Origin of the sequence: Rhodococcus sp. H-CA8f (genome assembly GCF_002501585.1) — a bacterium.
Classification (GTDB): Bacteria; Actinomycetota; Actinomycetes; order Mycobacteriales; family Mycobacteriaceae; genus Rhodococcus_F; species Rhodococcus_F erythropolis.
This window is the reverse complement of the sequence record NZ_CP023721.1, coordinates 233,799-255,651: the sequence shown is the minus strand read 5'-3', so window position 1 is coordinate 255,651 and position 21,853 is coordinate 233,799. Positions and strand designations below refer to the sequence as shown.

General features: G+C 62.9%; 22 protein-coding genes. 5 read left to right on the top strand and 17 right to left on the bottom strand.

The features are described 5' to 3' along the window. Window positions 1–88: 88 nt before the first annotated feature. The 3 genes from CPI83_RS30335 (at window position 89) to CPI83_RS30325 (ending at window position 2,793) form a co-directional block, all read left to right on the top strand. Window positions 89–1,264, top strand: coding sequence for a Cmx/CmrA family chloramphenicol efflux MFS transporter (locus CPI83_RS30335; protein ID WP_097388554.1), 1,176 nt, complete (start codon window positions 89–91; stop codon window positions 1,262–1,264). 195 nt (window positions 1,265–1,459) lie between these two features. Continuing rightward, window positions 1,460–1,774, top strand: coding sequence for a LuxR C-terminal-related transcriptional regulator (locus tag CPI83_RS31275; RefSeq protein WP_232816952.1), 315 nt, complete (start codon window positions 1,460–1,462; stop codon window positions 1,772–1,774). A 56-nt stretch (window positions 1,775–1,830) separates the two neighbouring features. Beyond that, window positions 1,831–2,793, top strand: a complete 963-nt coding sequence (locus CPI83_RS30325) for an oxidoreductase (RefSeq protein WP_097388553.1) — start codon at window positions 1,831–1,833, stop codon at window positions 2,791–2,793. Between the two features lie 10 nt (window positions 2,794–2,803). Here CPI83_RS30325 and CPI83_RS30320 read toward each other — a convergent pair whose 3' ends face one another. The 11 genes from CPI83_RS30320 to CPI83_RS30270 all read right to left on the bottom strand — a co-directional run bounded on the left by CPI83_RS30320 (window position 2,804) and on the right by CPI83_RS30270 (window position 15,727). Further along, the gene (locus tag CPI83_RS30320; protein ID WP_097388552.1) at window positions 2,804–4,039 is read right to left on the bottom strand and encodes a 3-deoxy-7-phosphoheptulonate synthase; all 1,236 of its coding nucleotides are present in this window, start codon (window positions 4,037–4,039) and stop codon (window positions 2,804–2,806) included. Then, window positions 4,023–4,331, bottom strand: a complete 309-nt coding sequence (locus CPI83_RS30315; RefSeq protein ID WP_097388551.1) for a chorismate mutase family protein — start codon at window positions 4,329–4,331, stop codon at window positions 4,023–4,025. Before CPI83_RS30315 ends, CPI83_RS30320 begins: the two co-directional genes overlap by 17 nt. Further along, the gene (locus tag CPI83_RS30310) at window positions 4,324–5,235 is read right to left on the bottom strand and encodes a prephenate dehydrogenase dimerization domain-containing protein (protein ID WP_097388550.1); all 912 of its coding nucleotides are present in this window, start codon (window positions 5,233–5,235) and stop codon (window positions 4,324–4,326) included. The genes CPI83_RS30315 and CPI83_RS30310 overlap by 8 nt, the downstream gene beginning before the upstream one ends. Continuing rightward, complete coding sequence (gene pabB, locus CPI83_RS30305; protein WP_343229962.1) at window positions 5,232–7,370, bottom strand: aminodeoxychorismate synthase component I; 2,139 nt, start codon at window positions 7,368–7,370, stop codon at window positions 5,232–5,234. Before pabB ends, CPI83_RS30310 begins: the two co-directional genes overlap by 4 nt. Beyond that, window positions 7,367–8,947, bottom strand: coding sequence for an MBL fold metallo-hydrolase (locus CPI83_RS30300; RefSeq protein ID WP_097388549.1), 1,581 nt, complete (start codon window positions 8,945–8,947; stop codon window positions 7,367–7,369). Before CPI83_RS30300 ends, pabB begins: the two co-directional genes overlap by 4 nt. A 60-nt stretch (window positions 8,948–9,007) precedes the next feature. Beyond that, window positions 9,008–11,749 carry an AMP-binding protein gene (locus CPI83_RS30295; RefSeq protein ID WP_097388548.1) on the bottom strand — a complete coding sequence of 914 codons (2,742 nt, stop codon included), beginning with the start codon at window positions 11,747–11,749 and terminating at the stop codon, window positions 9,008–9,010. Further along, complete coding sequence (locus tag CPI83_RS30290; protein WP_097388547.1) at window positions 11,728–12,903, bottom strand: hypothetical protein; 1,176 nt, start codon at window positions 12,901–12,903, stop codon at window positions 11,728–11,730. The genes CPI83_RS30295 and CPI83_RS30290 overlap by 22 nt, the downstream gene beginning before the upstream one ends. Before the next feature lie 35 nt (window positions 12,904–12,938). Then, entirely contained in the window at window positions 12,939–13,943 is a 1,005-nt protein-coding gene (locus CPI83_RS30285; protein WP_097388546.1) for a diiron oxygenase, read from the bottom strand. A 336-nt stretch (window positions 13,944–14,279) separates the two neighbouring features. Beyond that, window positions 14,280–14,990, bottom strand: coding sequence for a hypothetical protein (locus tag CPI83_RS30280; protein ID WP_097388545.1), 711 nt, complete (start codon window positions 14,988–14,990; stop codon window positions 14,280–14,282). Between the two features lie 12 nt (window positions 14,991–15,002). Next, on the bottom strand, window positions 15,003–15,398 hold the full coding sequence (locus CPI83_RS30275) for a hypothetical protein (protein WP_157920707.1): 396 nt from the start codon (window positions 15,396–15,398) through the stop codon (window positions 15,003–15,005). A 41-nt stretch (window positions 15,399–15,439) separates the two neighbouring features. Next, window positions 15,440–15,727 carry a hypothetical protein gene (locus CPI83_RS30270; RefSeq protein WP_097388543.1) on the bottom strand — a complete coding sequence of 96 codons (288 nt, stop codon included), beginning with the start codon at window positions 15,725–15,727 and terminating at the stop codon, window positions 15,440–15,442. A 312-nt stretch (window positions 15,728–16,039) separates the two neighbouring features. On the opposite strand from CPI83_RS30270, the gene CPI83_RS30260 reads away from it, so the two are divergent. Further along, entirely contained in the window at window positions 16,040–16,993 is a 954-nt protein-coding gene (locus tag CPI83_RS30260) for an alpha/beta hydrolase (RefSeq protein WP_097388541.1), read from the top strand. Between the two features lie 153 nt (window positions 16,994–17,146). Here CPI83_RS30260 and CPI83_RS30255 read toward each other — a convergent pair whose 3' ends face one another. The 4 genes from CPI83_RS30255 to CPI83_RS30240 form a co-directional block, all read right to left on the bottom strand. Then, the gene (locus tag CPI83_RS30255; RefSeq protein WP_097388540.1) at window positions 17,147–17,524 is read right to left on the bottom strand and encodes a hypothetical protein; all 378 of its coding nucleotides are present in this window, start codon (window positions 17,522–17,524) and stop codon (window positions 17,147–17,149) included. Window positions 17,525–17,855: 331 nt separating this feature from the next. Next, complete coding sequence (locus tag CPI83_RS30250; RefSeq protein ID WP_097388539.1) at window positions 17,856–18,314, bottom strand: hypothetical protein; 459 nt, start codon at window positions 18,312–18,314, stop codon at window positions 17,856–17,858. Next, a complete protein-coding gene (locus CPI83_RS30245; RefSeq protein WP_269801288.1) occupies window positions 18,314–18,799 on the bottom strand; it encodes a helix-turn-helix transcriptional regulator in 486 nt (161 codons plus the stop codon). The genes CPI83_RS30250 and CPI83_RS30245 overlap by 1 nt, the downstream gene beginning before the upstream one ends. Window positions 18,800–19,210: 411 nt before the next feature. Next, entirely contained in the window at window positions 19,211–19,588 is a 378-nt protein-coding gene (locus tag CPI83_RS30240; protein WP_097388538.1) for a hypothetical protein, read from the bottom strand. Window positions 19,589–19,860: 272 nt separating this feature from the next. Here CPI83_RS30240 and CPI83_RS30235 point away from each other — a divergent pair, with 272 nt between their 5' ends. Further along, the gene (locus tag CPI83_RS30235; protein WP_157920706.1) at window positions 19,861–20,397 is read left to right on the top strand and encodes a hypothetical protein; all 537 of its coding nucleotides are present in this window, start codon (window positions 19,861–19,863) and stop codon (window positions 20,395–20,397) included. Between the two features lie 38 nt (window positions 20,398–20,435). Here CPI83_RS30235 and CPI83_RS30230 read toward each other — a convergent pair whose 3' ends face one another. Further along, complete coding sequence (locus tag CPI83_RS30230; protein WP_097388622.1) at window positions 20,436–21,056, bottom strand: RDD family protein; 621 nt, start codon at window positions 21,054–21,056, stop codon at window positions 20,436–20,438. Between the two features lie 86 nt (window positions 21,057–21,142). Further along, window positions 21,143–21,835: a S1 family peptidase gene (locus CPI83_RS30225; protein ID WP_097388536.1), complete on the bottom strand. Its 693-nt coding sequence runs from the start codon at window positions 21,833–21,835 to the stop codon at window positions 21,143–21,145. Window positions 21,836–21,853 lie beyond the last annotated feature (18 nt).

Here is a 21,853-nt window from a genome sequence, read left to right as displayed (position 1 = left end):
TCGCGGCTACCAGTTCCATTCAGCGAATCGAACTTCCGGTACGGCCGCGCGGCCTCCCTGACCATCCTCAGATTTATGGAGTCTCGCAGTGCCTTTCGCTATCTACGTCCTCGGGCTTGCCGTATTCGCCCAGGGCACATCCGAATTCATGTTGTCCGGCCTCATACCGGACATGGCCCGTGACCTAGGGGTTTCGGTTCCCGCCGCAGGACTCCTCACCTCCGCCTTCGCAGTCGGGATGATCATCGGCGCTCCGTTGATGGCTATCGCCAGCATGCGGTGGCCCCGGCGGCGCGCTCTTCTGACATTCCTCATCACATTCATGCTGGTCCACGTCATCGGCGCGCTCACCAGCAGCTTCGAGGTCTTGCTGGTCACACGCATCGTCGGCGCCCTCGCCAACGCCGGATTCTTGGCGGTGGCCCTGGGCGCGGCGATGGCGATGGTGCCCGCCGACATGAAAGGGCGCGCAACGTCCGTCCTCCTCGGTGGTGTCACGATCGCATGTGTAGCCGGAGTTCCCGGCGGCGCCTTCCTGGGTGAAATGTGGGGCTGGCGTGCAGCATTCTGGGCTGTCGTCGTCATCTCCGCCCCTGCAGTGGTCGCGATCATGTTCGCCACCCCAGCCGAGCCGCCAGCAGAATCCACACCGAACGCCCAGCGTGAACTGTCCTCGCTGCGCTCACGCAAGCTCCAGCTGATGCTTGTCCTCGGGGCGCTGATCAACGGCGCAACATTCTGTTCGTTCACCTACATGGCGCCCACTCTCACCGACATCTCCGGTTTCGACTCCCGTTGGATTCCGTTGCTGCTGGGCCTGTTCGGGCTCGGATCGTTCATCGGCGTCAGCGTCGGAGGTCGACTCGCCGACACCCGGCCGTTCCAACTTCTCGCCGTGGGATCCGCAGCACTGTTGGCAGGGTGGATCGTCTTCGCTCTCACGGCATCCCACCCCGCGGTGACATTGGTGATGCTGTTCGTGCAGGGCGCTCTGTCCTTCGCGGTCGGCTCGACCTTGATCTCCCAGGTGCTCTACGCCGCCGACGCGGCGCCGACCTTGGGTGGATCGTTCGCGACGGCCGCGTTCAATGTCGGCGCTGCACTGGGCCCGGCACTCGGCGGGCTGGCGATCGGCATGGGCCTGAGCTACCGCGCCCCGCTCTGGACGAGCGCCGCGCTGGTGACACTCGCGATCGTCATCGGCGCAGCCACCTTGTCGCTCTGGCGGCGACCAGCCTCTGTCCACGAATCCGTCCCCGCCTGACCAGATACCAGGATCTGTGAGCGCGGTGGCTGCTCTGCGCACGCTCAGTAGTCACCGCGCACTCGGGTCGTACCGACGGCCAGCGCCACCAGGTGTGTGGCGCTCTGCCCCAGTCTCTTTCACGCGAACTCACTGTTCTGCGCAGCGATACGTGCTCAGTGAGTTCGATTCCCGCGACCTTGGAGAACTCAGAACATGTCTGTAGAGAACGACACGACCAACACTGCGCTGACCCCCACGTCCTCACTGGACGCAAGACGTGCGTCGCTCCCGCAGCGTCCGGCCACGCCCTCGCATGAGGCGACCGTGATGCGATTAAGTAAGCGCCAAGAACAGATCATCGAACTGGTCGCCGAAGGCTATTCCGGAAAAGAAGTTGCACGTCTACTCGGCATGTCACCGAAAACCGTTGAGTCCCACCTACAACGCGTGTTCGATCGTTGCGGCGTCCGGAGCCGTGCCGGTGTCGTCGCGCGGTGGATGCAGAGCAAGCACCTCGCCGCCAGCTGACCCACTCCCCTCACTGTCCTTACCTGAATTTTCAACCGACGAAAGGCTTCACCCCAGTGACACTGACACGACAAAGTCCGTTGGGCACCCGCTTCGGGCACTACACCCGTGCCGCGGACATCATCGAGAGCGGAGCCCTGAGTGGGAAGACGGCGGTTCTCACCGGCGGTTACTCCGGCCTGGGTATCGAGATCAGCCGCGCCCTCGTCGCCGGAGGGGCACACGTCGTCGTCCCTGCTCGCCGTCCTGACATCGCGCGGACAGCTCTCGCCGAGTTCGGTGACGCTGTGAGCGTGAGCTACGCAGATCTGGCTGATATCGACTCTCTTCGGCAGTTCGCCGATCAGTACTTGGCCTCTGGTCGGCCGCTGGAGATCTTGATCAACAACGCTGCCACGATGGCCTGCCCGTTGAACCGAATCGGACGCTGGGATTCTCAGTTCGCGATCAACCATCTCGGCCACTTCGCGCTCACGAACTACTTGTTCCCCGCCTTGGTGTCGGCGGGCGCTTCACGGGTCGTCTCCGTCTCGTCCTCGGGCCATCACTTCTCACCGATGCGGTGGGAGGATGTGCCGTTCGAGAGCGGATACGACAAGTGGCTCGCGTACGGGCAGTCGAAGACCGCCAACGCCTTGTTCGCCGTCCACCTCGACGCGCTGGGTGGTGCTCATGGAGTCCGCTCGTTCTCGTTACATCCGGGGTCGATCATGACACCTCTGCTGCGGCATCTCCCACACGAGGAAATGGTCGATTTCGGCTGGATCGACGACGACGGGATTCCGGTCGACAGCTCCTTCAAAACCGTGGAACAAGGGGCGGCGACCGCGGTGTGGGCGGCCACCGCACCCGACCTGACCGGTCTCGGTGGCCTGTACCTCGAGGACTGCGACATCGCCGTTCCCGCCCACGACGACCGCCCGTTCGTCGGTGTCCGCAACTACGCCTCCGACGCCGACGAGGCCGCTCGCCTGTGGCGTTACTCCGCGGACGCGATCGGCGTCGACTCCTTCTCCTGAGTTCCGGCGGTTACAGCAGCGCGAGAAAACGTGAGACGACTTCGGCGGACTGTTCTGCGTTCAGTCGCGGATCGCAGGTCGATCGGTAGTCGGTGAAGGTATGTGCACCCTCGACCCTGGCCACACATTCGGTGACGGGGTCGGGGGTCACTTCCAGGTGCAGACCCGCAGGCCACTGCCTCGCTGCTTGCATGACACGTACGAAGGCAGTGATTTCGTCGACGATCGACGTCAACGCGCGGGTCTTGACCCCGTCGTGCACGTAACCGTTGCCGTGCATCGGATCGCAGATCCACACGACGGGACGTCCGTCCGCCGCGACGGCATCGACGATAGGGCTCAGCATGTCCTCGACGCGGCCCACCCCGGCGCGCACGATGAACGTCAGTCGACCGGCAACGCCGTCAGGGTTGAGTCGCCGACTGATCGCCACAGCATCGTCCGGAGTGGCGCTGGGTCCGAGTTTGATTCCGACGGGGTTGATCACGGACCGAGCGAATTCGAGGTGGGCGCCGTCGAGTCCGCGGGTGCGCTCACCGATCCACCCGAAATGCGTGGACCCCGCGTACGTGCCGCGGGCACCTTCCCGCACGAGCGGGCACTCGTACGGCATCAGCAGCAACTCGTGTGAGGCATACACACGCTCGAGTGGGTCCCGACCCGACCAGGACTGCCTGAGCTCGTCCAGGATCGTCGCCGCGCACCGGTAGGCGGTCAGCAGCCGTGTCGGGTCCGGGACGCGGGCGGCGGTATCTTGTTCGAAGGAATTCACCGCGTCCCCGCGGTACGAGGCAATCAGCTCTCCAGACCGACTCATTTCGGTCGGGGACGAACGCGGCTTGCCGTACTGACCGGCCATGCGTCCGATCGTCACCACCGGCAGTTGCGTACTCGCGCGCATCCCGGCGCTGAGCCCCTGCAGGTGATCGATTTTGCGGCGGACGAGATCTCTGCGCGCGTCGACGAATTGCTCCGCGCAATCACCGCCCTGGAAGACCAGCGCCCGGCCCTGCGCCGCCATGGCGAGACCACCGGCCAGCGCCTCGATTTCATGGTCGGCGGTCAAGGGAGCCATGCTGGTGAGTTGGTCCTCGACGAGTGCCACTGCTTGAACGTCGGGCCAGTCCGGCTGTTGCGCGACGACGCCTCGCCGTTCGGGGAGGAACCCGGCGACCGGCTGCGCACCTGCGCGGTCGGTGCCGTCGACAGGTGCGAGTGTGTCGAGGCCGTCAGTGTGCGGTCGCATCGGCGATCTCCAGATCTTCGACTCTGCACGTTTCGTCGATGATGACGCCGTAGAGGGTGACGAGGAAGGCGGGGTCGATGCCGTGTTCGCTGCCGTAGTGCGCGGCGCGGTCCTTTACGAGGCCGACACGGGCTGGTTGCATCATCGCGATGTCGTGTTCGGCTTTGTGTCGTGCGATCCGGATGCAGCATTCGAGACGGCGTCGCAGGGTGTCGAGCAAGGTCGCATCGATGTCGTCCAGCTCGCTGCGCAGCAGTTCGAGTCCGTCGACAGCAGTGGTGTGGTCAGTCATCGGCAGTCACTTCCGTTGTGATCAAGTCGGATTCGGGGCCATCGGTCAGACCGGTGAAGGTGTCGGCGCAGATCCGCTGGTACCACTGCAGGTGATCGCCGAACGCGGTTTCGACGGTGGCGAGATGCGCTGCGAACTGGGCGGGATCATCGGATTCGACGGCGCTGGCAATGCTTCGCAGGCTCTCTGCCAGTTCGGCCCGCGCGCGGCGGGCATGGGGGTTGCGGGATTGGATGTCCCAGTACACTTCTGGCCGGTTCACCGTCATGCGCGCCAGGAGCGCAGTAAGCATCGTCGACGGTGGGGTGGCGAAGTCGCGGAGGGTGGTCATCTCACACCCACTGTGAGAGAGGGCGAGTCCGTAGCTCAACACCGCCGCATGTGTCAGCGCTTGTGTGGTCGCGGCAGCGTGATCGTGCTCGTCGGCGGTGGTGTACAGCAATCTCGCGCCGCGGTCGGTGAGCAGGCGCAGGAATCGCTCGGACCGTGGGCCGGACCCTGTTTCGACGACTGCGATCGAGCGGCCGTGGAGGTCCAGGGACGGCGCGAACAGCGGGTTGATGCCGACGATTTCGATGTCCTGATGCCCGCACAGATGCGGGGTGAGAACGGTTTTCACCGACAGCGTCTCTACCAGTAGTGTTCCCGGCCGAAGCCCGGCGGTGATCACGGGTAGCGCCGCGACGGCGACGTCCTCCGGTACTGCGAGAACGACGACGTCGGCGGATTCGAGGGCCTTCCTCAATTCTTCAGTGGGTGCGGTGATGTCGGCGCGCAGTCCGTCGACGGCGCTGGTGGAGTCGACGACCAGTGTGTCCATCCCGCGGCTGCGCGCCAGCTCGGTGATCATCGCCCCGACCGCTCCTGCGCCGCCGACGACTACGTACCGTTCGGGCGCGTTCATACAGCGTCGGCGACGTAGTCGGATACGGCGGCGCTGCTCAGTGCCGTGAGCAAGGCCCGCGCTTTGACCTGCGTTTCGGTGAACTCCTCCTGCGGGTCCGACATCGACACGATCGCGCCGCCGACACCGAAGCTCGCCCGCCCGTCTGCCATGACCAGGGTGCGGATGACGATGTTCAGATCGACCGCTCCGGCGAGGGAGAACCATCCGAGCGCACCCGAGTACACCCCGCGTGGGCCGTCTTCGAGTCTGTCGATGATTTCCATCGTCCGTTGTTTGGGAGCGCCGGTCATCGAGCCGCCGGGAAAGGCAGCTCGGACACAGTCGACTGCGGACAGCTCTCGGCGCAAGGTGCCGCGCACGGTGGAGACGAGCTGATGGACGGGTGCGTACGTTTCCACGTCGAACAGCAGGGGCACGTGCACGGATCCGATGTCGCACACCTGGTTGAGGTCGTTGCGGAGCAGGTCCACGATCATCAGATTTTCGGCGCGGTCCTTCTCGTGGGCGAGGAGATCCTCGCGCAGCGCACGGTCTTCGGCGGCGGTCCTGCCCCGCGGCCTGGTCCCTTTGATGGGTTTCGATTCCACGGATCCATCGGCGGTGATGCTCAGGAAACGCTCGGGTGAGGCGCTCAGGACCGACAATTCCGGCAGCTCGAGGAGCGCCCCGTAGGGGACGGGGCTGATGCTGCGGAGGGCTCGGTAGACGGCGAACGGATCTGCGTCCGAGGGTGCGCTGAGCATGTTGGTCATGCAGATTTCGTACGACTCGCCTTGCGAGATTTCGGTGAGGCATTCGTCGATGCGGTCGAGGTAGACCTGTTTCTGGTGCCGCAGTTCCACGTCGAGCCCGAAGCTGTGAACGTCGGGGTCACCTGTCGAGAGCGGTGTCGGGGTGCGGTCGCTGTAGATCGTGGCGAAGGTCGCCAACTGCGCTGTCATCTCGTCGAGCCACTCGTTCGCAGGAAAGGTGTAGCCGTCGCGACTCAATGCGAGGAGATAAGTGCAGCGGTCGAGGTGATCGAGGACGATCATGCGGTCCGCGAAGATCATTGCCGCGTCGGGGGTTTGAGCTGTGTGTGCGTCCTCGCCGATCGTTTCCGATTTCAGTTCGTACCCCAGATATCCGACGTATCCGAGGTTGAACTCGAAGGGCAGCCCGTCAGGGACCGGGATTCGGCGTTGCTGCAGTTGGGTTTCCAGGTAGTCGAAGAACGTGGACCGGATCCCTCTGGTCTGACCGTCGGCGGTGCGGATGGAGACGGTGGTGGTGCTGACGTCGTGGGTGAGATATTCGGCGAGGGGGCCGTCGGTGTTGCCGAGGAAGGAGAACCTTGATGTCCCGTCGATGACGGCGCTGCTGTCGAGCCAGAACGCGGTGCTCTGTCCTCGACTGAGTTCCTGGTAGATCAGTTCACTGTCGGCCAGCCCGTCGAGGCGGCGATGGTGGATCTCGTAGTCGACTGGTGCAGGTTGCTGATTTTCCTGCACACCTGCGGCGAGGGCGAAGAAATTGGTGAGTAGCTCACGGCCGAGGTCACTTTCGATCGATTCGGGATGAAACTGGACGCCCCAGATCGGTTGAGTGCGGTGCCGCAAACCCATCAGTACGCCGTCTGTAGTCCAGGCCGTCGCTTCCAACTCCGGCGGCAGTTCGGTCACGGCCAACGAGTGGTAGCGGACGACGGCGAGCGGTGAGGGCATCCCTTCGAAGAGGTCGGTCCCGTGGTGCTCGATCTGCGAGACGCGGCCGTGTATCGGTTCGGGGGCGAGCTCGACCCGGCCTCCGAACAGATGCGCGATGCCCTGATGTCCGAGGCACACACCCAGGACCGGGAGGCCACTGTCGACGATGGCGTCTCGGCTGATTCCGAAGTCGCGTAGTCGATCCGGTCGTCCGGGCCCGGGTGAGATGACGATCGCATCGAATTGGTCGACGCCGATTTCGGCCCAGTCGGCGTCGTTGGGGACCACCGTCGGTGGTGCGCCGTTGACCTCACCGATGTACTGATAGAGGTTGTAGGTGAACGAGTCGTAGTTGTCGATCAGAAGTATGCGCATGGTCGGCGTGCACCTCGTCGTCGGATCGGTCGGGTTGTGGGGTCCGGCGGTGGGGAAGGCGGTGGCCGTCACAGTGGGAGTGTTTCTCGGATGAAGAGCCGCTTCGAGGTTCGGCCCTTGCTGACGGCGTAGTCGGTCAGTGCGTTGCTGTCGATGATCGCGGGGTGGTTTTCGTCGTAGTCGATGGCCATCAGATTCCCCATCCACGATTCCAACCCCATCGCGTAGGTGTAGACCTCGTCCGGGTCGAGAGCGTCGACGATGTCTCGGCCTTGTTCGAAGTTCGAACCGTTCAAGCGACGGCTCTGGTCCGACCGCCGCGCCAACGGCGCGCTGAACAGCGGACCGTAGATCCAGCTCGCCGCGGCGCCGATGCTTTCCATGCCGATGAAGACCGTGTTCACGCGGCCGATCAATTCAGCGACCTTCGCGTATATCGTCGGCGAGATGTTGGTCGAATCCGCAGCGAAGAGTGCCGTCTTCTCACCGAATCGAAGATGCCAACCCGCCTTCGTCCTGATCTGCAGGTCGCCGTGTTCGCCGAGGAATGGCAGAGCGGTCACCTGAACGGATCCGCATGTGCGGGTGTCCATGTCGTCGAATTCGATGACATCGGTGAATCCGAGGTGCCGCAAGATCCTGGCCAGGCCGGGGTCGACCATGCTCGACGTCGACGACTTGGGCACGAGGATGGTTCCTACCTTGTGCCGGATACGGAGCAGCGTTTCGAACAGCATGTGGTCGGTGTGATTGTGAGTGATCAGGAGATAGTCGAGCGCGGCGGGCAGATCATCGTAGGAGAACTTCCCCTCTGCCGCGCCTTCGTATCCGCCGTAGCTCAACACGGGGTCGACCAGGAAGGTCGTCCCTTCGTACTGGGCGTACACCGATGCGTGTCCGACGTATTCCATTCGGTCACTGCCGGTTTCGTTGTTCACTGTCGGCGCGGCTTCGAAGTAACTGCGAAACAATGCCGAACGCTCGGCCGGTATCGCGAGGTCGTGTTCGAGCTGGGTCAGGTCGCTCTCCGAGAGATCGCCGCGAAACAACCTGTCGAGCAACGGCGACTTGAAGGGGACGTCGACGACGAGCTCTTGGTCGGTGTACTCGAGAATTGGTGTGGTGAGGGCGAATTCGCGGGCGTCGGCGGTGATCTCACGGAATCGCACCTGTTGCAGGGATTCGTCGTAGTAGTCCGATGCGTACATCAACGGCTCGATGAACCGGTAGTCCGGCGTCTTGTTGTCGCGTCCGTAGAACACCTCGACCCGCCCCGCCAACGCGAGCGGAAGCCGTTGATAGACAGAGTCGAGGCTTTCGCCGGTGTAGTCGGGGAGGATCTTCTCTTCCAAGTGTTTGATCGCTTCGAACAATTCGAGTGGCCTGTCATAGCTGCCACGCACACTCTCGTACCAGTTCTTGATCTGGTCGTAGTGCTCGTAGGCATGTATCCACGGACCGCCGTGCATTTTCGGTTGCTTGACGGCCATGGCGTGGACCTGCGGGTCCTCGAGATACGACTCGATGATCGGAATGAAGCGGTTGTGAATGAAGCGTGCCAGCGTATGGGGCGGAACCAGGTACGACCACGCGTACCAGCCGCCGATCGCGGGCTCGACCGCGATGTTCGAGCGCAAGGAATAGTTCATCAGGGAACTCTTTCGGTTCAGGTGATGTGGGTCAGGGCAGAGCGCAGCGGGTACGCGCGCTCACACGGGTGCCGGGGCGGCCAGCAGGGCAACCACATCGGTCAAGATGTCGAGATCGTGACCGGCGACCGGATGCTGCCATCCACTTCCCCCGAGAGCTGCTTGCAGCACTGGGACCAGCCGGTGATCGGTCCCGGGATGATCACGGACGCGGTCGAGCCACTCCGAGACGGGCACGACTGCCGATTCCTCGACCCCCACCAGCTCCATGACCTCGTCGAGCGAGTACGTGCGATGTACGACCACCGCGGACCCGGCGCTAAGCCCGTGCGCTGCGGACAGAGCACTGCGGGCGACCGTGCGGACATCGCAGACCGGGATGTAGCCACCGAAGCGTGGCAAGACCTGCAACTCCGACGACAAACGCAACACCGCGCTGAACCAATCGTCGACGAGGAACCGCCGATCACTTTCCTGGTGACCGTAAATCAGAGCGATACGGAGGACGTTCACCTCGCACCCCACTTCGCGTAGAGCACCGATGTACGCTTCGGCAACGAATTTCGACTGCGAGTACGGATCGGCGATGGACGCCAACCCTTCCCGTGTGAACGGACCGAACTCCTCGCCGACCGACGCCGCCGACAGGAACGTGAACGACCCAGCACCACCTGCAGCTGCGGCCTTCGCCACCACCACCGAGTTCTCCACACTGCTCGCGAGATGCTGTTCGAGCGGGAGCCGGTGATTGACGTCGTAACCGCAATGTACGACCGCCGAAACCGCCGGGGCACTGCCGTTCTCGATTGCAGCTGCGAGATCCTCGTACGTCATGGTGCGGACATTGCGGTATTCGCCGTCGAGACGGTCGAACCGCTGACCGTGCCGCCGAAGCCCTTCTTCCGGATCGCTGGCACTGACGACAAGCACATCAGCGGCCTTCTCCGTGAGGAGGTGATCGAGAACGTGACCACCGACGAACCCGGAGATTCCGGTCACCAGCACAATTGGGGTGCCCGCTCCGCCGCTGCCGCTGTTGAGGTCCGCCAGTTCAGTGCGCAACGTGGACAGTCGCGCCGCGACCTTCTCGTGCACCGTCTGCACCGTCGACGGCCGGGCCTGCGCGTCCCCACCGTGAATGCAGCGGAGAAACCCGTTGATGGAGAAGTCGTATTCCATGGCGTCGAAAGCGTTCTCGACGTCGTCTTCGCCGTAGAGATCACCGAGCCGGACTTGGATGCGCATCATCGCCAGCGAGTTGCCGCCCGCGTCGAACAACGACGCGTCGGGGTCGATGCTTTCTCCGAGTACATCTTTGACAACTTCCTCGACCGCAGCGCGCTCCGCCTCAACGTCGCCGAGCGGCGCGGTGACGACCACTGCCTTCTCGAGCTGTTTCCGCAGCGCGGACTTGTCGAGTTTCCCGCTCGTCGCCAGCGGCAGCTCGTCAAGGATCTCGATCCGGTCCGGCACCTCCCAGAACGGGAGCATCTCGCGGACTTCTTTCATCAGAGCGCCCGCATCACCACGGCCGGGAGGTGAGGCAAGAACCAGCTCGTCCTCGAACGCCACCATCGCCACAGGATGGTCCAGCTTCGTCGCGAGGTCCGCCTCGACGTGCACGATGTTCACGCGATGCCCGAAACGCTTGATCTGCTCGTCGATGCGGCCGAGGTACCTCAGACGACCGTCGCCGGTCATGCTGACCCGATCCCCCGTCTTGTACGCACGGCGCCCGTCGATCCGTGTGAAGACGGTGCGGTCCTGCTCACGGGCACCTTCGTAGCCCAGAGCAACCCCGGCCCCGACAATGACGAGCTCCCCTTCACCGACGTTGTCGAGTGCGCCGGATTCCTCCGCGTGAACGAACGCCTCGAACCCCTCGATCGGCGAACCGATCGTGTCCTCGAACTCGTCCAGAGCAGCAATGGAGAAGCACACCGATCCCTCGGTCGGGCCATACGCGTTGTAGACCGCGCTGTACTTCCTCGCCTCCTCGAACTGCGCTCTCTTCAACGCCTCCGCCGAGAACTGCACCTTCCCGATCCGGCGCTTCGAATCGTCGTCGAGCCGCGCATAGATCGACGGCGCGATCATCAGGACATCACACCCTTCTGCCTTCAGGTGCGCGGACACAGACCCCAGCCAGGAACCTTGTGACTGTTGTGGCACAACGACTGTGGCACCGCTGTAGAGACCGGCGAGGATCTCCGAGATCGATGCATCGAACGACAGCGACGAAAACTGAAGCATCGAATCCCCTGCGCCGATCTCGAGAGTCCGATGCAACGCTCGGCACAGATTCTCGATGCCGTCGTGCCCGATGTTGACCAACTTCGGCGCCCCGGTCGATCCCGACGTGAAGATCGAGTACGCATACCGCGGCGCGGGCCTGACCGAACCAACATCCGCAGCCTCGGGCAATCCGACCTCGGGGGCGTAAACACGTTCCGCAGTCGTCGACGCGGACGCGATGACGCTGGCGCGGTCGAAGTACACCACGAGCGCCGGTTCACACAACGCGAGTGCATCATCCACACGCTGCGCAGGCCATTCCGGATTCATCGGCGTGTAGATCGCGCGGCTGCGCATCGCCGCCAACGCCCATACGACCCCCTCTGCCGAGTGATCACCGACGAGAACAACGCGCTGGTCGAGTGCGCAGTGCGAGTCAATGAAATCGGCGAGCGCGGAGGTGATCCGGTCAAGCTCGGCGTACGACCACACGCGATCCGCGGTGCGGAGTGCGGCATCGTCCCCGTGGCGACGAAAAACCTCTGTCAGTAGCTCTGCGAGATGCATTGAACTCCAATCCGTTGCTCGAGCTTGCCGAGCATGGTGGTGGCTGTGTCGGCTGGCAGGAACCTGCGTTTGTACTGCACCCGCATCAGCGGAGGGCCTGGCCAGGACCTGTCGATGAGAAACTTGAGGTCTTCGAACGTCCGCGCGCTCAGGACCGGTACCCAATCCCAGCGATCCGGCCTCGGACGCATGAAGGTGGTGTCGGAGACGACGATTCGCGGGACTCGTCCGCGGGTGAATCCTCCGGCGAACGCGGGCAGGTCCGACATGGTGAACCGGCCCGCCGACTCGTAGAGGGCGCGTGCTCGCCGGAAGTGCGCGACGTCGTACGTTCCCCGTTGCTCCGCGCGTATCACCAGTGGCCGGATCTCACCGTAGTAACCGGCTGAGCCGTTCATCGTCCGCTGCGAAAACGGGTACTGCAACACGAAGTCGCTGTCGAATGTTTCGAGGAGCAACTCACTCACCACACTGAGAATCTCGTTGAAGCGCACTCCTTCTCGCACAGGCAGCCAGTACCCTGTCGAGGCGGAGATCGTGGGGATGCCCTTCACCCGAGGAACCACATCGCCGCCGAGGGAGGTTTCGACGGCAGCGACGTCTGCCCGAGGCAGGCCCGCGTACCGCCGGACAGCTTCCCCGTGCCCGCGGTAGTAGTCACCGAGCGGCACGGCGTCGGCGCCCTCCGGCTCGTACACCCCTTGCAGATAGTCCCGGAACACTTCCACCAGATACGTGACATCGGGAAGGTCCGCAATGAGATGATTCACCTTCACGAATACGGCGTGCTTCCCGGAACGGTGACGCCAGCACGCGACGTGCACGACCTCGTCCAGCGTCAAGGGTGTCGCATTGTGATAGCTCGACACGATCGCCGTCATGTCGTCGATGTCGCCGTCCACGGTGCCCGGCACATACACCAGACTGCATCGCACATCCGGTGGTTCAACATCGAGGACGTTGGCAAGGGCGTCACACAACCCCAACCGCTCGACCAACACACGGAAACGTCGCGTGTCAGCCAACCGCGTCTCGTCGACGACGCCGATCGCTCCGGAGCACGGATTCACGTCGCCGTCCAAACCGAGGTCGTGCAGAAAACTGTACAGATCACGAAGACCGTCAGCTTCCTCACGCAATGCAGGTTCGTTCACGAAAGTTCCCCTCCTACTTACGTTTCGCCGACGAACTACTTCACGCCCACCGAATGCCAGCCGAACTCGACCGCGTCGAGGGCCCCCATCTCCGAGAGCAACGTGTGCAATCCCGAATGGTCCTGCACGAGGTGAACGCCGGACTGAGAAGCACGAACGTCCGCTGCCGCCCGCTCCCACCCCTTCACACCTTCGAACTCGAGGATCGTTTCCCACGTCTGAAAGTCCGGCGCAATGAACGCTTCCATCCCGGCAATCAGCTTCCCCAGGAAGAAACGTTGCTGATCCGCAGTAAGACGCTCGTAGACCTGCTTGGCCATCTCGTCGGCAATAGATGCGTGGCAGTACTCGTCCCTGTTGTGCAGCTTCACGAGCGTCGAGTTGATCGTCTGAATCTCCTGATCGTTGGCAAGTAGATCCAGATAGGCGTTGATCGAGATCTCCGCGACCGTGGCGAACGCCAACGACGTCAGATTCTTCTGCCATCCCTCGGTGTGTTCGTCACGGTGACGCCGATGAATCTGTGTGATGTGGGATTCAGGCAGCACATGATCGGAGAAACTGTCCCGACGCTTTCGCCGCGTCACCGCGCTCCCGTTCATGTGCATCAACGAGTGGTACTGCTCATCGACCATCGCTTGGGCTATCGCAATCTCGAGCGCCGGTCCTCCGAGAGCCGGAAACGCTCCGTCGAGAACCTTCTCGAAAGCCGGATTCACGATCCGCTGCTCAATCAGGACGGTATTTCGGTTGTAGGACACCCACCCCCAACTCAGCAGGCGCGACCGGGTCTCCTCTGACAGGGTGTCCCAAATAGGGTGCGATCTGATCGGGACCATGTCCTCACGGAAATCGGGGCGGGTCAGGTCGAAAAGATCGTCCAGATCAGGTTCGTGGCGTTTCACGGCGGCACGTCGGTGCCAGTTCGATGCGAGCCGACCGATGATCGCGTTTTCGACCTCGTCGTTCGGGTCGAAAGCGGGCAGCCCTGGGAGGTGGGTCAGATGGTCATCCGTGGCTGCTGATGCGTTGTCGGACATGAGCTAGCGTCCCCCTTCGTTGGCGTCACTCAGCCCCCACCCTGCACGATCCGGTAGGTGATTATCAGTCGGTAGTTACACCTACGGAAATGCCCCGACAACAGAATTACCTACACCTGATCAGCCTGGCTGCATTTGCACCGAAAGGGCTCCCGCCTTACGCGCAACGACTTCAAACCCGCGCCTTCCTGCGCTGAATCGCGCCTATGCGGGACACTCGACCGACTCTTACTGAAACTGGTCGCTTCGCCAGCAGGAGAACCGCATCCGACCCTCTCGCGGGCCGGTCCGAAATCGGATGGCGCCAAATGGATTACCTCGGACGAAGACCGCGGCTCACTGCGTCGTCTTCTTCAGGACGCCCTGCCCGCCTGCAGACAGGTTGTGCATGTTCAGCAGTTCGTCAGCGTACGGTTTCTGATCGCTGTACTTCGCGGCGGTGCTGATCTCGAGCAACATCGCACGTATCGGAATGTCCTCGACGAGGTACAGCTCTTCGAGGACAGATTGGATGTGCCAGTGAGTGTTCCCCTCGACATCCTCGCGGTCCAGATACCGCAGGCATTCGTTGAGTCCTTCGGTACCGTAGCGCTTGACCAACGCCTCAGCGGCGATCTCCCGCGGCGCGAGATTGTTCGGGAAGCGCAGCCCTTCGACGAGAATCTGCCAGTCCTGTTCTCCGGTCGCGTTCTCGACGAACCATCGCAACCCGGCCTTCGAGGATGCCCAATCACCCCTGCCTATCTCGGCGAGAGCGTCCGCCCGTGTTTGCGAGGCGGCTCGATCATGCACGAGCGGCACTGAGGCACGGGCCACGACGCTGGAATCGAGCGCGACTTCTGATGCAGCGGCTGCCGTCCTTGGTCTGGCTTTCTGCCGGAGGATCTTGAACACTGCGACGAGATGGAAAGCCGCGAACCCGCTCAGTACCGCGGCTGCGATGGTTGTCCGGATGGTTGTTTCTTCGAGGAATCCGTACGCCCCCGTGAGTGCAACCGCCGCGAAGGCAGCGCAGGTAATCCATCCCGGTTTCCTGGAGTCACTCATTGGGGGACATGGCTATTCTCTCGTCTCGGGCGGACCCGGGTCGCCTGGGCGGATGGGAGATTTCGGGAAGTACCATTCACCGTCCTCGCCTTGGATGGGTCCGAAATTCTCACTGAACCGGGGTGTCCGATTCATTTTTCTTTGTTCGGGCGGGATCGCCGCCTGAAATTTGCGCTTAGCGTCGAGCCTCTTCACGGTCTTTCGCTGTTCCTTCGACAACCTGAATTCACCACTGCGATCGGTTCTCTCGACATCGCCTCGGACATAGATCCAGGCGAAGAAACCCGCGCAGATAGCGACAATCCCGGCGACGACCGTCCATGCGTTCAGGGCGAACCCCGTCAAGACGATACCCGCAGCGAACACCATCGCTGCGACCGTCACACCGGTGTAGAGCTCTTTCGTCATGTCGTGACCCACTTTCTGGAACGGATTGGCGCGTTGGCCTTCTAGCGCGAGACACCACCACATAGGACGTCCGCGGCAGCGCCGACGACCATCCTGATAACACTGTCCGCGTTCACTTCCTGAACTTCTCCTCCGTACCCGTCGACGAAAAGCACCGACCCGCGGATCGCCTCCACCGTCACATTCTCGAAAACCGTTCCATCATCAAGCCACAGGGACACGTTCTCGATCGCCTCCCCACCCGACAGCGCATCTTCACACGCCGTCTGCACGACCACACTGAATGTCGCACGCCCACTGTCCATATCGGATCGCAATGACACGGCCACTCGCCCCACCCTTATCCGTTCGATCATCAAGATTCCCCATTGTGAGGACAAGTCTCCGCACTCGACCATCGTAGTAAGGTCTCGCCGCCCGCGGTTCATGCAGCCGTGGGCGCACAGCCGGGCGCGTTTCCAGCGGCAACGCGAGATCTAGACGCACCGGCGGACATCGACTCTCGCGTGCACGGTATGCATCGATCGCTCTGCGCCACATCACGACAACGGCGCCCCGAAATCTGCAACACTGACTTCAAGCAATTCGCTTGCATCACTGGATTTTTCAACAAGTCACCGATCGTCCAGTAGGAGTTGACCATGAACGTCATCGATCACACAGCAACGACCACGCTGATGTCTGGCGAGGCTTCGACCGTCGCCACGGAAGACGGTGTGCGGCTACGAGTGAGGGAATGGGGACCACGATCCGCCCCGCTCACGGTGGTCTTCTCCCACGGATTCTGCTTGCAGACCTCAACGTGGGCTCCACAATTGGCGTACCTGCGCAGCCGCTGGGGTGATGAGGTGCGACTCGTCGCTTACGATCAGCGCGGACACGGCGAATCGGGGACTCCACGGGCGCACTCGTGCACCATCGACCAGCTCGGTCGCGACGTGCAATCCGTTCTCGATGCGTTCGTTCCGTCCGGTCCCACGTTGCTCGTCGGACACTCGATGGGAGGGATGAGCATCCTCTCGCATGCTCGCCAGTACCCTCAGATGATCGGATCGCGCGTCGCGGGAGCTGCACTGATCTCCACCTCTGCGCGGGGGCTCGCTACGGCCGGGCTGTTTCCGATCGTCAACACGCCGGTCATCAATACCCTGCGCGCCGTCAGCGCTCGTCTCCCTCTCGGCTCATGTCCACTCTCCGCGGTAATTCCGCCGATTGCCCTGGACCACATCACGTACGGCCGCGGCGCTATCCCGAAGGCGGTGCGTCGTCACACGCATCGCGTGATCACCAGCACCAGACTGAGTACGTGCAGGGGCTTTTTGGAGTCGCTTCAACACCAGGACACTTCCGATGCTCTCGAAACTTTGAGCGCGATTCCCACGGTTGTGGCGTGCGGTGACGTCGACTACGTGACGCCGCTGCGGAATTCGATGCATCTTGTGTCGGGACTGAACTGCAATTCGGAGTTCGTTCGAATCCCCCGGGCTGGTCATCTCGCACATCTGGAGCAGCCGGAAGTGGTGAGCGATGCCATTCTCTCGCTCGCGGCCCGCACCGGCGCAGAAGTTGCGGCGGGCGCGGTCTCGGTGGGGTGAGGATTCGGCCGCTGCGCTCAGCGCCAGCAGGAGCACAGGGACGAGAATCGGCGACCGAAAAACGAAACACGCCTCGCGCAGGTACAAACCTGGGCGAGGCGTGATTTCTGCGATCGGGGCAACGTGTACGTGCCCGCGGCGGAGTCCTGTTGTCTACCAGTGCTGCGCGAAGGAGAACTGGTTACGCCACAGTGCCGGGTCGTTGACGGTGAGGGACACTTCACCGCCACGAGAGGCAGCTTCGTCGACGAGCCAATCCAGGTTCGCGTACACCTTGCCCGTTCCGTTGTCGTAGCGCGATCCCGGAGCGAGCTGGACACCGAACTGGTTGCGGGAGGTCACGGATTCGATGGCGTCGCCTGCGTTGATCTGGCCGAGGAACGCGGTTTCTCCTGCGTTGAATTGGACACCGTAGTGTCCGCCTTCGGCTACGGGGGCGATGGCTGATGCTGCGCCAGCGCCGCTGAGCGCGATTGCTGCGATACCTGCGGGAATGATGGCCGCGGCTGTGAGCGTCTTGCGAAGTCGCATGGTGAGTGTCCTGTTCGTCAGCGGCCGGGTGCGGCTCTCCAAGTTAACCGTACTGACCGCATTGTCTGTTTCTCTCTGTCACAGTCAACTCCATCAGGCAAACAAACAGCAACCACTAACACGAGGTTGAGAGGCAGGTCACAGGCCGAACTTTGCTGAACCAAGCACTATTTCAGAATCATGGCCGGTCAACGGATCCGCGGCCAGGTGCGTGAAACTTCAACCGTTATGGTCCCGTTACCTCCCCGATGCGGTCCAACGGACTGAAACCTGACGCCCGCCGCAAAAGAGGCTCCCCCCCTGCCCCACACCGATCCAGGTCGCGCAACCCTCAGTTCGCGAGCATGAGACTGATCGCCTGGAAATGATGTTCCGCGCTGGCGGCAAGGAAAGCGCAGGCGTCAGGTTCGGAACCACCCTGCGGACAGCCCGATTCGGTGTAGCTGTCGACCGTGCTCTCAAACTTCTCGATCGTCACGGCCGCACTCGGCCCCCAACCAGGGTCCGGGTGGACGGACAGCGCATCTCGGGATTCGACGATCAACGCGGCCTTGTTGTTCAGCGCCGCCTCACAGTCAGCCGGGCTGACGCTGCACCGCACGTCCGCTTCGATCCCGAAGGCCGCACACAGATCACCACAGTCAGAAGCGATCTGGGGATCAGACTGCGCCACCAGCTCACCACGAGCACTGTCGGACGCGCAGGAACTCACCCCTGCCGCAACAACCCCCAGCCACACACCGGCCACCACGGCGCGCCACACGCCCCCGGACCTGCTCGCGACCGCCATCAGGATGCGGCCTCCTTTTCACGTGTCGGGTGCGGCGGCGCCTGCAGGACATACTCGTGCGCGTCCGGCGGCACGACGGCCAACTGATCCGAGGCACGCAGTTTGACCGCCAACCCCACCAGCAACCTCTGTGCGTCGTCCGACAGGTCGCAGGCAAGGCTCAGCAGCGAGCGGATACCCGGATCGCTGATCCGTTCCACGAGGCTCGCGTCCCGGTCACGGGCCTCGCCGGTCTTCTTCGGATCCGAGTCCGTGAAGAAGTACTCGGTGGGGACAGTGAACAGGTCCGCCAGTGCACCGACCACCTCAGCGGACGGATTTGTTCGAACGCCAGTCCTCAACTGGGACAGGTACGGAGCGGAGATCACGCATCCACGCTCTGCCAGTCGGCCCACGATGAACGCGTTGGTCAGCTTCATCGGATAGTCATCGATCAACCGATTGAGTTGCAGACGGAACACGTTTTCCTGCACTGGATTCGACATCTTTTTCTCTCTTCTCCAAGCCTTCGGTCGTGCCACCATTGCGGACATTTCCGGCGCATCAATGCGTGTCATCGTAACCACAATGTAGCGAGATCCGCTCACCCATTGGCATGTCACCGGTTGCGCTCCTCCGCAACCGCGCGGGTAGCCAATCTGCCGACGTCCGAACCAACCTGGACTGCAATGTGATAGGGGTCGGATGCGTTGATCGCGCCACCCGATCCGTCCGCACCGCCTCACGCCCAAGTTTCGATTGCCTGCGATGTGCCGAGCAGAGCAGTCCGGCCCAAGTTCCGCGCAGCACAACGCCCTTGAGTAACAGGTCACATCGCAAGCTCGCCGAACTCACCGGCCGTCAGCAGCCCGTCAAGCGTTGCCCACGTCGAACGTCCGGGCCTGCCGTCCGCCGCCCTATCGCCGGAGTGAGTCCACGTATTTGACGAGCATCGGCGCATCCTTCTCGTCAGCGCGGACGAAGACGTCGTCATCATCGACTATCAGCGTGGACTCCGCACTCACACGCACGTCACCGATGGTCCGCGGCTGCACTGTCATTGGAGGTACGTCAAGGACCGTGACATGCAGTCGGCGGCATGACGCCGGAAACGCCGCACCGGTCGCGAAATCGCGCGGCTCTGTCTCGACATCCCGGACGATGCAGTCCTGCGTGTCGGTCGGTCCCCCGAAGCGATCTCGCGCGGCATACCGGATGACGTCCCCAGCGGCGATTGCGGTGTAACCCGCGACGGGTACGCGCGGGTCCGGGTAGGGCAAGGTTTCGATGCTCACAGTTTCTCCCCGTGGCGTGAATCGGAACAGGATGCGCTGATGCAACCAGCCGTGCCGTACAGGTTCTTGAGCCCGGGTGCCGCAGTAGCGCTGTGCGACAGAGTCTTTCACACAATATCGCCGCATGGTCGGATCCTTCGCGCCCGCCCATCCCGGCCGCACCCGGGCCGATATCCCTCGCCACGAAAAGGCCACACCGCCGGTGTGCACCCTCACTTTGTACGCTCCGAGCAATAGTGGGAGACTCCCGAACGACCATGAAAGGCAACATCATGCTCACACTGCATTCCCTCTCTGACATCCCCCGCGCCGGATCCGGCGGCGAGTACGAAACATTCAGACGAAACGACCAGGTGTCGATGTTGGATTGTCCGGACGATGTCCTGCGCGACTGGCTCTGGGATCACGGTCGCCATATCCCGTTCCTCGAGGACTACGGGACCGTCGATCTCACAACCATCCGCCGGACGTGCGAGGCGATCGCCACAGCGACCCTCGTCGGCCTCCCGACCGGACCGAGCGAAGCCGAGTTAATAGCCGAGAACGCACAGAATCACGAGCATTGGATCGGAACACGCGACTATGCCCACCCCGAAGTTCGTACGGCATGGGAACAGGACGGCACCTGGGTACGACGACCAATTCTTCTGGACCGCAGCGCTATCGACACCGACCTCAGGGGGCTGCAGGTAGTCGAGGGCCGCACCCGCTTCGGGATTCTCCGAGGTCGCCACGCAGCAGGGATTGCTGTCGCACAAACCCATTCAGTGTGGGTGGGTCGACCGGTCCACTCCTCCGGAGGGAAGTGAGCCCGCGAGACGACTCGTTGAGCTCCGGTCCCGTCGTGTCAGTACGGGGGACGCGTGTTGTCGATGCCGCGCACAACGACCGTCTTCATGATCATGTCGGCGAAGGTACGACGCTTCGACTCCCACAGTGGAAACAGGTACCCGATATAGCAGGCGAGCGCGTCGAGGATGTGGGCGAGCTGGCGGATGAACGAGTTCCCCGGCCCGATCGGCTGACCGGTGAATTCGTCGACTACCCGAATACCCAGCACACTCTTTCCGATCGACGATCCGGTCTTGCCCTGCCGGAACACGAAATTCCAGATCCCGAAGGCGAAGGTAGCGAGCGCGAGGATCAGCGTCGGGATCGCCAGGGTTCCGTCGGGGCCGTGCCCACCCGACAAGACGCCGGTACGGGAGTTGTACGTCCCATAGTCGATCGTCGCGGCCATCGCGCTGTAGGACACCAGATACGGGAGGGCGAAGGTCGAGTCCACGAGGGATGCAACGACGCGGCGACCCCAGAACGCGTACTCGGTGGGCATCGGCGCTTGCGGGTAGACCTGCGAGTAGTTGGGGTTGTCGTACACCCAGTTCGCACTCGCCACCGGTGGTGTTGCCTGAGCGGGGGTCCGTCCGGGCGGACCCCATGGACCGTGGTCCGACGACCAGTTAGTCATGACAGTCAGTCCTTCCTTCGAGTCGGGATCGTTCACACGAGGCCGGGGAAGCGCACTCGACCGGCGGCAGGACCCGAACGAGCGGGTCAGAAGAGGCGGAAGCCGCCACCGTGCGCGTTGATGTCGGCGATACCGACATTGATGTCTGCCGCGTTGATCGGGGCGTGGAACGGCGGCGGGCCGGGATCGAAGCAGCCCGGGGTGTATCCGTTGCTGACCAGGCCAACGAGGCGGTCACCGACGACGAGCGGACCACCGGAGTCGCCGCCCATCGAGCAGGCATGCTCGATGATCTCCCCGTAGACCGCGTCGTAGCCCCAGGTGATTCCGCAGGTGTTGCCGGTGGTCCGTCCTTCTTTGCAGACGATCGTCCCCAGTGCGGGAGCGGCTCCGATGCCGTTGATGGTGACGCCGCCGACGGTGCGCAGCGGAGCCACCTTGGCATCGTCGAGGTCGATGACAGCGATGTCCGAGACGGGGCTCGAGTACGTGAAACGGCCGATCACCCCGGCGCCGTGCTGATACTCGGCGATCACACGATCGCCTGGGACACCGCAATGCCCGGCGGTCAACGCGACCAGCGACCCGCTGTTGTCGTAGCCGACGGCGGTGAGGGTGCACAGGCCGACGACGTCCCGATCGGAGGGGTCGGCGTCGGGAAGGACAATGCCCGATCCGCCGCCGAGCGCTACCGATGGGGCAGCAGCAGCGACGCCGCCGGTGGCCGTCACTCCGATGACGGCTGCTGCAACTGCGACCAGCGCAAGACGAAGACGCATGACGAATTCCTGACTGTG